Origin of the sequence: Dickeya sp. CFBP 2040 (assembly GCF_012273755.1) — a bacterium.
GTDB lineage: Bacteria > Pseudomonadota > Gammaproteobacteria > Enterobacterales > Enterobacteriaceae > Dickeya > Dickeya poaceiphila.
On sequence record NZ_JAAVXH010000014.1, the window covers coordinates 1 to 13,507 of the forward strand.

Sequence of the window (13,507 nt, forward strand, 5' to 3'; positions counted from 1 at the left end):
TGTTCTTTACACTGGCTTGACAGAAAAAGGAAAAGTTGTAAGTATTTCGCGGGCAATAGGAATCCGGTGCATACGACCAATATGCACCGGTTTATGAGTCTCAACTTCTTCACTGTGTGTACTTGTCAACGGACACAGATCCAAGGTCGGGCCCATTTTACTGCCCGTTATGAGCGGATACTCGTAACGAACAGGCTCTGAAGAATGGTGCCCGGACTCGGAATCGAACCAAGGACACGGGGATTTTCAATCCCCTGCTCTACCGACTGAGCTATCCGGGCAACGGGGCGCATTAAACCGTATATCGCGCAGAGCGTCAACGAGTTTCTGTCACAATCGCTGCGGTTGGTCTATTTTCAGTCAGTTGCCTCTGTTCTCAGTCAGTTTTACGCCGCCATAATGGCAGCAGCAGACCCGATGGCGCGCGGTATTGCGCCGATAAATACTGTCACATTCGTTTTCTTGAATTCGGTGAAAAATAATGCCACCATTGCGCGGTTTTTAGCTTACCTTTCACCTGCGGTTATTTAGAGGATTGCGGATATGTTGGATTCAATGCCCATGGTACAAGCACCGTGCGCCGGATCTCTGCTGTTGTCGCCGCATTCTGAACGCTCTGCGTTAACCCCGTCCCTGTTTTTCCGATTATCCCTTGCCACCATGCGGTGAGGCGTGCTGACGCCCCCTGTTAGGCATGATTAAAAATAGAGCCAGTTGGTCTCTGATTTTACTGATGTCTATCGGACGGTGCTGGTCCCAGATGATGCGATGTTTGCCTGTGCCGCTGGCGTGGGTCATACGCTTGTTGTGGTTAACTGGCACGCTGTTCGTCATTTTGGGCAGTAGTTGATGGGGTACGTTACGCTTAAAACGTAGTGTTATCTCTGCGCGGTGTCTTTCAGGCACGTACACTCATTCTTAACCGTTTGGGTTTGGTTACATGAAACAGTTAAAAATTGCGGCTAATGCGGCGGTTGCCTCCCGTCTAATCACCTTGCGTCCGGTTGTGGCGCTCAATCAGACCGATTTTACCGACATCGCAGCTGTGGTGGTATCGGTTGAGGAGGCGCGCAGCGGCATCCTGTCGGTGATGCATCATTCCGGCTTCGGTATTCCGGCATTCGTGGTGCGCGAGCCGTGGCATAACGGTCAGGAAGTGCTGCCGCCGGGCAGTGAGTGGTTGAGCCTGGATAAGGCCGGAGAACATGCGCTTCAACTGGAAAAAGTGGCGGCGGAGTATCAGGCTCGTTTGTTGCCGCCGTTTTTCGACACGCTGTCTAAGTATGTCGGTATGCGCAATACCACATTTGCCTGCCCAGGACATCAGGGCGGTGCATTTTTCCGCAAGCATCCGGCAGGCCGTCAGTTTTTCGAATTTTATGGCGAAAATATGTTCCGGTCCGACATCTGCAACGCAGATGTAAAGCTGGGTGATTTGTTGATCCATGAAGGTGCCGCCAAAAAGGCGCAGAAATTTGCTGCGACCGTGTTCAATGCCGATAAAACCTACTTTGTGTTGAACGGTACGTCGGCGGCGAACAAAGTGGTGACCAATGCGTTGCTGACGCGCGGCGATCTGGTGTTGTTTGATCGCAACAACCACAAATCTAATCACCATGGCGCGCTGATTCAGGCTGGCGCGACGCCGGTTTATCTGGAAACCGCCCGTAACCCGTTCGGTTTTATCGGTGGGGTGGATGCGCGCTGTTTTGATGAAGCCTATCTGCGTGAGCTGATACGTGAAGTCGCCCCGGAACGTGCTGATGAGGCCAGGCCGTTCCGTCTGGCGGTAATTCAACTGGGGACTTATGACGGCACTATCTACAACGCCCGGCAGGTGGTTGATAGCATCGGCCAGTTGTGCGACTACATTTTGTTTGATTCTGCCTGGGTGGGATATGAGCAGTTCATCCCGATGATGAAGCAGTGCTCGCCGTTGTTGCTGGACTTAAACGAGAACGACCCAGGGATTTTTGTCACTCAGTCGGTGCATAAGCAGCAAGCTGGTTTCTCGCAAACCTCGCAAATTCATAAGAAAGATAACCATATTCGTGGGCAAAAGCGCTTCTGCCCACACAAACGCCTTAACAACGCATTCATGTTGCACGCGTCCACCAGCCCGTTTTACCCGTTGTTTGCGGCGCTGGACGTCAACGCCAAAATGCACGAAGGGCCGAGCGGTCGCCGGCTGTGGATGGAGTGCGTCAGGCTGGGGATTGAAGCGCGCAAGCAACTGCTGGAGCGCTGTACGCTGATCAAGCCGTTTGTGCCGCCGATGGTGGGGGGAAAACGCTGGCAGGATCACGACACCGAGGTGATGGCCCACGATGTGCGCTTTTTCAACTTCGAACCAGGCGATAACTGGCATTCCTTCGAAGGCTACGCGCAGGAGCAGTATTTTGTCGATCCATGCAAACTGTTGCTGACTACACCGGGAATTGATGCGGTAACCGGCGCTTATACCGAATTCGGTATTCCGGCGACCATTCTGGCCAACTACCTGCGCGAACATGGCATCATTCCAGAGAAATGCGATCTGAACTCAATTTTGTTCCTGCTAACGCCAGCGGAAGATAGTGTGAAGATGGAGCAACTGGTAGCGGCGCTGGTTCAGTTTGAACAACTGATTAAGCAGGATGCGCCGTTAAGCGAAGTGTTACCGAGCCTGTATCACAAGTATGAACAGCGTTATACCGGCTATACGTTGCGGCGTTTGTGTCAGGAAATGCATGATTTTTACGTCAGCCACGACGTGAAGCGGCTGCAAAAAGAGATGTTCCGTAAAGCGTCTTTCCCGCAGGCAGTGGTGCTGCCGCAGGATGCGCATACCGCGTATATCCGTGGCGAGGTGGATCTGGTGCCGTTGGCGCAAGCGCAGGGGAGAATCGCTGCTGAAGGCGCATTGCCTTACCCGCCGGGCGTGCTGTGCGTGGTGCCGGGCGAAGTGTGGGGGGGAGCGGTGCTGCATTATTTCCAGGCGTTGGAAGCCGGTATCAACCTGATGCCGGGTTTTGCGCCGGAACTGCAAGGTGTCTACAGTGTAGCGCAGGAAGACGGCAGCAAATGCCTGTGTGCAAATGTGATTGCTTGCTAATGGGTTTGTGCTGAGCCACCAAAGAGAAAACCGGGGATGTCGAAACATCCCCGGTTTTTTTACAGCGTTTCAGTGATCTCAGTCATCAGGCCGCAGTTTTTTCATGCTCTGCTTTTAGCCGGTTAACGTCTTCTTTCTGTTTACGCAACCCATACCAGCCCACAATCAGCAGAACAGCCAGCACCGGGATGGTGGCAATAGTCCAGGTGCCGTTCGGGTAATCCAGCGCCATCAATACCAATACGCTTAGCAGAAACGCCAATGTCAACCAGGAAGAAAACGGCGCCAGCGGCATACGGAAGGCGACCGGGCTGGCTTTGCCCTGACGAATAGCCTGACGCAGTTTCATCTGACAGATGATGATAAAGGCCCAGGAGCTGATAATGCCGAGCGAGGCCACATTCAGTACGATTTCAAACACCTGCGACGGAACGATATAGTTCAGGAATACGCCGATCACATGAATGCAGACGGTGACCAAAATCCCGGCATAAGGCACCGATTGGGCGTTCATGTTGCCAAGAAATTTGGGCGCTGATCCCCCCTGAGACAGTGAGCGCAGGATGCGGCCAGTGGAGTACAGCCCGGAGTTAAGGCTGGAGAGCGCCGCCGACAGCACCACAATATTCATGATAGTGCCGATGTAGGGCACGCCCAGCTTGCTGAAGAAGGTGACGAACGGGCTTTGCCCGGCCTGATACGCATTCCACGGCAGCAGACAAACCAGCAGGATGACGGAACCGACGTAAAACAGACCGATACGCCAGATAACGCTGTTGACCGCTTTGGGCAGCGTCTTTTCCGGGTCTTTGCATTCGCCAGCGGCGGTGCCGATAAGCTCTACCCCGGCAAATGCGAAGATAACCCCTTGTATTAGTACTAACGCCGGCAACAGACCGTGTGGAAACAACCCGCCGTTATCGGTAATCAGGTGTAACCCTGGTATGTTGCCATCCAGCGTTTTGCCCGTGCCGAGAAAAATCGTGCCGACTATCAGGAACAGGGAAATGGCCGCCACTTTGATCAATGCGAACCAGAACTCCATCTCGGCGAACCATTTCACGCCAATCATGTTCATAGTGGTGACGATAGCCAGCGCACCCAGTGCGAACATCCATTGAGGAACATCAGCAAAGGTACCCCAGTAATGCATGTAGAGTGCGACGGCGGTGATATCGACGATGCCAGTCATCGCCCAGTTGAGGAAGTACATCCAGCCCGCGACATAAGAGGCTTTTTCGCCTAAAAACTCGCGGGCATAGGAGACGAAGCTACCGCTGGAGGGACGGTGTACGATCAATTCGCCCAGCGCCCGCAGAATGAAGAAAGAGAAGATGCCGCACACCAGATAAACCAGCGCTAACGCCGGGCCGGCCATTTGCAGGCGTGCGCCGGCACCCAGAAATAAGCCAGTGCCAATCGAACCGCCGATGGCGATCATCTGTACCTGGCGGTTACCCATGCTTTTGTGGTAACCCGCTTCGTGTGAATCGAGCCAGCGTCGTTTGGCGTGGTGTTCGGTCTCGTTTTTATGTTGGTTCATTACCCGTTGGATTCCATTGTCTGTCATTCAGGAGCATGAAATAGCTGTTGTGTCACAGCCTGATTCATCGAGTGGATGGTATTTTTCCGGCCCGGCTATCTGTTGTCGGGCTCAAAAACGCCAGCGATGCTACCGTTTCCTGACCGGAGAGGCAAAAATTCTCTGCGCTGATTCAACGTGAGTGTTTTATTTATCTGCTTTGTTTTTCATTTATATCAGAGCAATAAATTATTTTGTTTTTATTTTTAAGTCTTTTGGTCTGAAAAATGGCTTTTTGAATAGTTTTTGCTTATGACTGTAACCAATCGTTTGCATTGGTGAAAGGTTCATCGTTGTTAATGTCGCGGACGTGGTGGCGGCAGGGGGGCACAGCAAGCAGCGCCGACCACCGTGAGGCAGTGGCCTGTGGTGAAACAGGCCATTGCTTGTTTGGGGCAAACAGCCGGGGCAAACGGCAGTCAGCGGCTATAACCGCGATAGTTTTTCTGCGCGGTGTTGACCTTGTACAGATAATGCCGCGATTCAGCAGATGGATGACGCGTGGTCAGCGTTTGGTAGACCTCGCCGGGCGACATCGTATTGATGATGCCAAACGCCCTGTCTTTATCGCTGGAGAAGACCCGCAACACGCTGCCGGCGCCGCCGTTATAAGCGGTGATCATGGCATAGCGTTGTGATGTCGGGTTTTGAATTCCCGACAGGTAGACGTTTTTCAGCATCGACAAATAGGCGGTGCCGGTATCGATGTTGTTCTCCGGGTCAAACAGGTAGCTGCGGCTTGGTTGTCCCCATTTGCCTTTCATTTTGAACACGTCGCGGCCAGCACTGTGCTGCACCACCTGCATCAGTCCCAGCGCGTCAGAACGGCTGACCGCATACGGGTTAAAACTGGATTCGGTTTGCATGATGGCCAGAATCAGCGACGCATCGATGCCATAGCGCTCAGATGCCTGACGCACCATCGGCAGATATTTGTGCGCGCGTTGATCCAGGTGGTTAGGCACCAGTTGAATGGTCACTGACCAGATCACGCGCATACCGGAGGTACGGCGTTGCAGTTTGTTTTGCAGCAGATAATCGGCGAAGTTGCCGGCACGGCCTTCCCAGCGGATCGGCTGGCCGGTATTGTCCAGTACCTGGCCGTACAGCAACGGTTCGCGGCTGATCTGAATATCGTTGGCGTCAGAATAGAGGTCGGTGTTGCTGGCGTTGTCACCCATCAGCAGGGTGGTGATGATCGCCTGACGCAGGCTGGCCTGATAGTTAGTTGAAGAAATAGTTTCGATAGTGATGGTACCGGCATCAAAGTTGACGTGACTACGCGTCATATATTGATCAGAGTATTTGACGTAGTCTTTGGGACCGGCGATCAGAACCTCGTTCAATCCCCAGATGTTTTCGATGTTGTTGGCAAATTGCCCCATCAAAATGTCGAAGGCGTTGGTGTCTTTAATAAATGCCTCGTCGTTCTCACGTCCTTTTTTGCTGGAGCAGGAGATCAACAATGGGGCGACAAGCAGCAAAACAAGCAGTTTCTTCATTGTATCAAGCCGTACAGGATCAACGATGCGTCAGGGCCTGACGGCCCTTGTCATTCAAGGTTACAGTCAGTGTTCCGGCGGGGTGTAACCGTCGATATGCACGTCTTTGCCTTCAAACAGGAACTGCACCATCTCCTGTTCCAGCAGTTTGCGATGCTCTACATTCATCATGTTGAGTTTTTTCTCGTTGATAAGCATGGTTTGCTTGGCCTGCCATTTGGCCCAGGCTTCTTTTGAAATTTCGTTATAGATACGTTTGCCCAGCTCGCCGGGATAGAGCTGGAAATCGAGTCCTTCGGCATCACGTTGTAAAAAAGTACAGAAAATGGTTCTGCTCATGCTTATTCCTCATCATGTGCGCAGGCGTCCGCGAAGACCGATTGCGGCTGAGCCAGTTGGCGTAGCAGCCGTTCTACCGGGGCTGCAAGCCCTACGGACGGCGGGTGCGCTAAGTTATACCAGAGACCGGCACCTTCATCCATGCAGGAACCGTTGTCGGCGAAATTCAGCCACATCGGCACAATATCCAGGTGGAAATGGCTAAAGGTATGGCGAAAAGCAATGCCCTGACGCAGGCCCTGGCGCTGGATGCCGCGCTTATCGAGCCATTGCGTCAGGTCATCCAGACTGGAGAACTGCGGAAAACAGTACAGACCGCCCCACAAGCCAACCGCCGGACGTTGCTCCAGCCAGACGGTGTGCTGCTGTTGCAACAACAGGAACCAGGCGTTCCTTTCCGGTAATGTCTGTTTGGGTTTTTTGCCGGGGTATTCGGTCCAACTGTGGTTGGCGTAAGCGATACAGCCGTTACTGAGCGGACAAAGTTCGCATTTCGGGCGACTGCGGGTACAGACCATTGCCCCCAGATCCATCATCGCCTGGTTGAATTTTTCAACGCCGCACGCGGGTGTGACGGTTTCACTGAGTGCCCATAGCTGTTTCTCGACCTCTTTTTTCCCCGGCCAGCCGGCTATCGCATAGCAACGTGCCAGCACCCGTTTGACATTGCCGTCAAGAATCGGGTAGTGCTGGCCGAGCGACAGCGAGAGAATCGCGCCCGCAGTGGAGCGGCCCACGCCGGGCAAATCGGCAATGTCGTCAAAACGGTCAGGAAACTCGCCGCCGTGGCGATTAACGATGGTTTGTGCCGCCTTGTGCAGATTGCGGGCGCGGGCATAATAGCCGAGTCCGGTCCACAGATGCAGCACATCATCTAATGGCGCCGCTGCCAGTTCAGCCACGGTGGGAAAGCGCGCCATAAACCGTTCGAAATAGGGAATGACGGTAGTCACCTGAGTCTGCTGTAACATCACCTCTGACAGCCAGACTTTATAAGGAGTTTTTTCGAGTTGCCAGGGCAGGGTTTTACGGCCATAGCGCTCGTACCACTCCAGTACCTGTTGCGCGAACTGTTGCGCTTGCATCATAGAGGCGTCGTCATCCGGCAGGTAAAAATTTGACAGCGATTGCAGCACAGAGTGAATGTACTGTAAACCGGAACTTTCCGCCTCTGACTACTTGCTAAACAACCGTATCCTTGGATAATGCGCGTTTTCCCAACCCAATCAGACTTACAGAAAGCATTATGATCAATAACGTCATCTCTCCGGAATTCGATGAAAACGGGCGTCCGCTGCGTAGAATCCGCAGCTTTGTGCGCCGCCAGGGCCGCCTGACTAAAGGACAGCAACAGGCGCTGGATGATTTGTGGCCGGTGATGGGCGTGGAATATCAGAATGACATGCTGGATTTTGACCGTTTATTCGGACGCAATGCCCCCGTGGTGCTGGAGATAGGGTTTGGGATGGGGGCGTCTCTGGTGACGATGGCGCAGCAGCACCCTGAACAGAATTTTATGGGGATAGAAGTGCACGTACCTGGCGTCGGGGCCTGTCTGGGAACGGCACAGGAAGCGGGCGTCGATAACCTGCGGGTGATGTGTCATGACGCGGTAGAAGTGCTGGAGCGCATGATTCCCGATGGCTCGCTTGCCATGGTGCAGCTGTTTTTCCCTGATCCATGGCACAAAGTGCGTCACAACAAACGCCGTATTGTGCAGGTGCCGTTTGCCGAGCTGGTTCAGCGTAAGCTGGCGGTCGGCGGTGTGTTCCATATGGCGACCGACTGGGAACCTTATGCGCAGCATATGCTCGAAGTGATGAGTTCGGTCGCAGGTTATCGCAATCTGTCAGACCATAATGATTATGTACCGCGTCCGGCGTCACGGCCATTGACCAAATTTGAGGCCCGTGGTCAGCGGTTGGGTCATGGCGTTTGGGATCTGATGTTTGAGAGGAATTAATAATGGCTAAGAATCGGAGTCGTCGTTTACGTAAGAAACTGCACATTGATGAGTTTCAGGAATTTGGTTTCTCGGTCAGTTGGCGTTTCCCGCAGGGAACCAATGTGCAAGAGATTGACCGTACGCTGGATTTGTTCGTTGATGAAGTGATCGAACCGCATGGTCTGGCGTTTGAAGGCAGTGGCTATCTACAGTGGGAAGGTTTGGTCTGTTTGCAAAAATTGGGCAACTGTACCGACGAACAGCGTGAGCTGGTACGTAGCTGGCTGACAGCACATCAACTGACTGATGTGACCGTTAGCGATCTGTTCGATATTTGGTGGGATCTGCCTGCTACCCTCGGTTAAACCGCGCGTTTTGGTCATCACTGTCGGCTATCGCCAGTGATGACGGCTGTTAGCCTTTGCCGCTGAGTGTTCGGCTGGCGGCAGGCGCTGTTTTTTCAGGAGTCTTTATGTTGCGTAAAATAACTTTAGGCGCATTGATGTTACTGGCCTGGCAAGCACAGGCGGCCTATCAGTGCCCGGTTCAACCCCAGGATGACATCATTATCAGCCCACAGAGTGTGAAAGTGGTCGGCACCAGCGGCAATTTACAGATTTCGCCGCAGGGTGATGTACTGAGCAACGGTAGCGCACTGAATCTCAATGCCGCACAGCGCCAGCAGGCTAAGTCGTATCAGGCTGAATTGCGCCAGCAACTACCGTGGATTGATGAAGGCGCAAAACAGCATCTGGAAAAAGCGCGTCAGGCGCTGGACAAGGTCATTGTGCAGCAGTTGGGCAGCGACAGTAATGTGCGTAACCGGCTTGGCACATTGGATGAGCAGCTAAAACAGCAGATGAACCGGATTATCGAGCATCGCAGTGATGGCCTGACCTTTCATCATCAGGCGATTAAGCAGGTTGAGCAGGATGGGCAGCAGATTGTCGAGCGAACGATGGGCGGTGTCTTGCAAGATAGCCTCAATGAAATGGGTGTCAAACAACTGGGTGGCGGCGGTAATCCGTTGCAGGCGATGATGGGTAATCTGGGCGGTTTGCAACAAGCCATTCAGACTGAGTGGAAAAATCAGGAAGCGGATTTTCAGCGTTTTGGTCACGATGTCTGCAATCGGGTGACTTCACTGGAAAATCAGCGTCAGGTGTTATTGCTGTCAATCAAATAACCTTTATTTAAATAGGGTGAATGCATTATTGTGTATTCGCCTTTTTTATTTTTAGGATTTTTCTTGATTTTAATGAGTTACATTTTTTATAAAAATTAATCTTTTAATCTATTTTTGTTTTATTTTAATTCTATATGTTTCATTTTGATTTTGGTTTTATGTAATTCATTAAACTGTAAATTAAAAGGCTTGTTTTGTTCATTTTCATTGTGTAAAGATAACTTCAAGGAATACTGCTTTTCGTATATGAAATAACATCATGGCGTGAAAGTAAAAATAATGTATTCCTGAATCATGGAAGATACCAAAGATAATTCAGGTTACAGGGAGAAATGCATTGCATTTTGAATGTTGCTGGCGACAGCTGGCGCACCTGCAACTTGCAGTATGACGGATATATCGTATATACCCTAAATAATTCGAGTTTCAGGACAAAACGCGTTGCGTTTTGAACAACGCAGCGCGTTGGCCCTTCAGGGCAAGGCTCATTGAGCCTTGTAACGCGGCAAGGGAAGGAATCCCGATGAGCTTACTCAGGTAAGTGATTCGGGTGACTGAGCGCAGCCAACGCACCTGTAACTTGAAGTATGACGGGTATAAAACGGTATTTCCCACGCAGCATATAAAACGCACCCGTAATGCTTAATTATCGGATCGCGCGATCCGCTTATTGAGGTTTTGTTTTTCTTTATATTTTAGGATGTGTCATATGCGCATGACGTTTAATACGTTAAGGTTTTCTTATGTCAAAAAATCGGTGATGTCTCACCGAATAAAAATAGATTTTTATCACAGCAGGCAACGACTGGATAAAGTGCGATTTAAAAGACGGCTGATTGCCGGCTTGCTGCTGGCTCAATTGGGTTCTGTATTACATCCGGCACTGGCTGCTACCGCTGATGATTTTCGCACGCCTGAATATATGCGTGATGGCGCTGCGCTGGATTCCATTCATGCCGCTGAAGCTTATGCCATGGGATATAGCGGCGCAGATGTGACGGTTGGGATTATTAACCGCGTCGGCGATTTATCCAGTAATGATGAGTTTAATGGAAAAGTGGATGCCGGTTCACACTGGATCAGTGATCCCAGCAGCGCCAGCCCACACGGTTATTGGGTAGCAGGGGTGATTGGCGCGGCCAGGAATGGTGTCGGCGTACAGGGCATTGCCTATAATTCCAATCTGTTAACGCTGGGAACGGATAATTCCATCAGTGACTTATTGCAAGGCATGGTGGATATGACCAATCGCCCGGATGTGAAAATCATCAGCAACAGCTGGGGGTTTCTGTTTTATCCTGACCAGATCTCCTCGTATTCTGCCGCCATGCAGGATTTGCTGTTAAATACGGTGGTTCCCGCTTATGTCAGTGCGGCGAATGTGCTGGCCAGCCAGGGGCAGTTAATGGTGATGTCTGCCGGGAACGAAGGGCATTTGACGCCGACATTGTTTTCCGCATTGCCCACCGTGCTGGATAATAACCATCTTCAGGATAATATCGCCAATACCTGGATTAACGTCATGGCGTTCGATCCGTCTCAGCCCACCAGCAGCGCGGCATTTATCGCTACCTTCAGCAATCTGGCACAGGGCGCGACAGATTACAGCCTGTTGGCGCCGGGCGTCAACATCATTACGCCATCCACCAACAATACCTATTTCCGGGTCAGCGGCACCTCATTTGCTTCACCTTATGTCGCCGGCGTTGGTGCGCTGGTCAGTCAGGCGTTTCCCTACATGAGCGGCAAGCAAATTGCGGATGTACTGCTGTCCACCGCGACGCCGCTTACCGGCAACAATTTGCCTAAAGCGGTGGTGCTGGCTAACGAACAGTATGATGAAAATCAGTCGCTGACCGGTACAGCCGTCAAAGTCTATGCAACCCACACCGGTATTACCTTTACCGATGACGAACTGACCACGTTGATAAGCTCGCTGAAAATTAAAAGCCCATATAACAGTATGACGGACGATCAGGTTCGGGCCGCGATTCTGAGCGCCGCCACTGATCAGAATATTAACGTGATGTCGCAGAGCGACTATCAGGCGTTGTTTGGGCAGGGCGTAGTTAATGCGTTTAAAGCGGTACAAGGCCCCGGCTTGCTGAACGCTAAACGTCTGGTAGACAGCGACCTCAGTAGCGGCACATTTGGTGGAAATTATGCTCTCTATGCTATTGATACCAAAGGTGTAGACAGCACCTGGAGCAACGATATCGGTCAGGTGAAAAATACCGCCAGCGGCAGTGTGTTGTCCGGGCTGGATGTTGGCCTGCGTAAGCAAGGCGCTGGCACGCTATACCTGACGGGGAATGACACCTTTGCCGGCCCGACTGTGGTGGAAGGAGGCAAACTGATTGTTGGCAAGGTCGCCGGCGATGCCGGACAGCTGGCGGGTGACGCCTGGGTGCAGTCCGGCGCTGTGCTGGGTGGGCACGGCACCATCAACGGTTCAGTGGTGGTGCAGAATGGCGGCACACTGTCGCCCGGCAATTCAATCGGAACACTCACGGTTGGCAATGTACGCTTTGACCCCGGTTCCATTTATGAAGTTGAGATAGACCAGCAAGGTAATGCCGACCAACTGGTGGTGGTCAATAATGCTCAACTGGCAGGCACGGTGAAGCTGGTTGGGCAGGGCAGCGGGCATTTGGGGGACCGGTTTGCGCTGGTGAAAGCAGGCACGTTAACCGGTGTGTTCGATAAGCTGGAGTCGGCCAATAATTCGCTGTTTTTGACTGATGCACTGACTTATGGCTCGCAAGGCGCGTTTGTCAACGTGGTGCGTAACAACGTGCGCTTTAGCGACGTGGCGCAAACGGCTAACCAGAGTGCGGTTGCGAATGCTATCGACAACCAGTCGGGTACTGCGGTGCTGAGCGCGGTTGCCGACCAGCAGGATGCCGACAGCGCCCGGCGTGCTTTTGATAATCTGAATGGCGAATTCTACGCCACAGCACGCAATGCGCTGATTCGCAACAGCCGCGCGGTGCGCGATACCCTGAACAGCACCATGATGGGGGCGGGCAAAGGTGCAGAGCCTTGGGTGAGTAGCTGGGGATATGATGGTCAACAAGATGGAGACGGCACACGAGCAGGTATGAAATACAACGGCTACGGTTTGCTGCTTGGCAATGGCCGGCATGTTGGTGAGCAAGGGACGCTGGGGGTTGCCGTTGGCGCGGAAAAAGGTCAGATCACGATGGATGATCGTGCATCACGCGGCGATCTTAACGCCTACCATGCCGGCGTTTACCTGTCTGATCGGGCGATGATGCTCGACTTGAGATCGGGACTCAGTTACAGCTATATCACCCTCGATAGCCAACGCGGCATCAATGTCTCCGGGCTGAATGGTCAGGTGACGGGGGATTATCGCGCCAGTCTGGCACAAGGGTTCGTTGAAGCCAGCCACCATTTTGATTTCTTTGAAACCTTCAGTGTGGAGCCTTATGGTAATGCTGCCTGGATCTGGCTGCAAAATCAAAGCGGACAGGAAGAGGGAAATGGTGCGTCGCTGGCGTTTGAGAAAGACACCACCCGCGCCGCTTTTGCGACCGGCGGTTTGCGTCTGAAAGTTCATCCATTGTCACGCCTGCCGGTATCCTTGTATGGGGATTTCGGCTATCAGCACCGCTTAACCCATGATGATAATCAGGTCCGGCTACGCTTTGTTTCCGGCGGAGATACTTTCACTACCGAAGGTCTGCCGCTGGCGGATAATACCCGACTGATGCGGGCTGGCGTCACGGTGGATTTCTCTCACAGTGCTCACCTGTCGTTGGGATATCAGGGGGATCGCGCCAGCCGGGTTAAGGATGATAGTGCGCAGGCGTTGTTTAGCATGGCGTTCTGATCG

9 protein-coding genes and 1 tRNA gene are annotated in these 13,507 nt (G+C 52.5%); 5 read left to right on the forward strand and 5 right to left on the reverse strand.

What is annotated here, in order from left to right; translation table 11 throughout:
• Positions 1-205: 205 nt before the first annotated feature.
• Positions 206-281: transfer RNA gene (locus Dpoa2040_RS01630), tRNA-Phe, on the reverse strand.
• 659 nt (positions 282-940) lie between these two features.
• Here Dpoa2040_RS01630 and Dpoa2040_RS01635 point away from each other — a divergent pair.
• Entirely contained in the window at positions 941-3,094 is a 2,154-nt protein-coding gene (locus Dpoa2040_RS01635; protein ID WP_168640061.1) for an ornithine decarboxylase, read from the forward strand.
• A gap of 85 nt (positions 3,095-3,179) precedes the next feature.
• On the opposite strand, the gene ansP is transcribed toward Dpoa2040_RS01635, so the two are convergent.
• From ansP to mutY, 4 genes are all read right to left on the reverse strand, one after another.
• A complete protein-coding gene (gene ansP / locus Dpoa2040_RS01640) occupies positions 3,180-4,637 on the reverse strand; it encodes an L-asparagine permease (protein ID WP_168640062.1) in 1,458 nt (485 codons plus the stop codon).
• 458 nt (positions 4,638-5,095) lie between these two features.
• Positions 5,096-6,178 carry a membrane-bound lytic murein transglycosylase MltC gene (gene mltC / locus Dpoa2040_RS01645; protein ID WP_042869074.1) on the reverse strand — a complete coding sequence of 361 codons (1,083 nt, stop codon included), beginning with the start codon at positions 6,176-6,178 and terminating at the stop codon, positions 5,096-5,098.
• A 66-nt stretch (positions 6,179-6,244) separates the two neighbouring features.
• Positions 6,245-6,517 (reverse strand): oxidative damage protection protein, encoded by a 273-nt coding sequence (locus Dpoa2040_RS01650; protein ID WP_168640063.1) that lies wholly within the window; start codon positions 6,515-6,517, stop codon positions 6,245-6,247.
• 2 nt (positions 6,518-6,519) lie between these two features.
• Complete coding sequence (gene mutY / locus Dpoa2040_RS01655) at positions 6,520-7,605, reverse strand: A/G-specific adenine glycosylase (RefSeq protein ID WP_168640064.1); 1,086 nt, start codon at positions 7,603-7,605, stop codon at positions 6,520-6,522.
• A gap of 158 nt (positions 7,606-7,763) precedes the next feature.
• On the opposite strand from mutY, the gene trmB reads away from it, so the two are divergent.
• From trmB to Dpoa2040_RS01675, 4 genes are all read left to right on the forward strand, one after another.
• Entirely contained in the window at positions 7,764-8,480 is a 717-nt protein-coding gene (trmB, locus tag Dpoa2040_RS01660; RefSeq protein ID WP_042869077.1) for a tRNA (guanosine(46)-N7)-methyltransferase TrmB, read from the forward strand.
• Between the two features lie 2 nt (positions 8,481-8,482).
• Entirely contained in the window at positions 8,483-8,827 is a 345-nt protein-coding gene (locus Dpoa2040_RS01665) for a YggL family protein (RefSeq protein WP_042869079.1), read from the forward strand.
• Between the two features lie 107 nt (positions 8,828-8,934).
• Complete coding sequence (locus Dpoa2040_RS01670; RefSeq protein WP_168640065.1) at positions 8,935-9,648, forward strand: DUF2884 domain-containing protein; 714 nt, start codon at positions 8,935-8,937, stop codon at positions 9,646-9,648.
• Between the two features lie 814 nt (positions 9,649-10,462).
• A complete protein-coding gene (locus Dpoa2040_RS01675) occupies positions 10,463-13,504 on the forward strand; it encodes an autotransporter domain-containing protein (RefSeq protein ID WP_371810563.1) in 3,042 nt (1,013 codons plus the stop codon).
• The last annotated feature ends 3 nt before the right edge of the window (positions 13,505-13,507 follow it).

Excerpts from the sequence above, each read along its gene's own strand:
- Dpoa2040_RS01635 (WP_168640061.1), top strand. The coding sequence starts at position 941 with ATGAAACAGTTAAAAATTGCGGCTAATGCGGCGGTTGCCTCCCGTCTA.
- ansP (WP_168640062.1), bottom strand. The coding sequence starts at position 4,637 with ATGAACCAACATAAAAACGAGACCGAACACCACGCCAAACGACGCTGG.
- mltC (WP_042869074.1), bottom strand. The coding sequence starts at position 6,178 with ATGAAGAAACTGCTTGTTTTGCTGCTTGTCGCCCCATTGTTGATCTCC.
- Dpoa2040_RS01650 (WP_168640063.1), bottom strand. The coding sequence starts at position 6,517 with ATGAGCAGAACCATTTTCTGTACTTTTTTACAACGTGATGCCGAAGGA.
- mutY (WP_168640064.1), bottom strand. The coding sequence starts at position 7,605 with ATGATGCAAGCGCAACAGTTCGCGCAACAGGTACTGGAGTGGTACGAG.
- trmB (WP_042869077.1), top strand. The coding sequence starts at position 7,764 with ATGATCAATAACGTCATCTCTCCGGAATTCGATGAAAACGGGCGTCCG.
- Dpoa2040_RS01665 (WP_042869079.1), top strand. The coding sequence starts at position 8,483 with ATGGCTAAGAATCGGAGTCGTCGTTTACGTAAGAAACTGCACATTGAT.
- Dpoa2040_RS01670 (WP_168640065.1), top strand. The coding sequence starts at position 8,935 with ATGTTGCGTAAAATAACTTTAGGCGCATTGATGTTACTGGCCTGGCAA.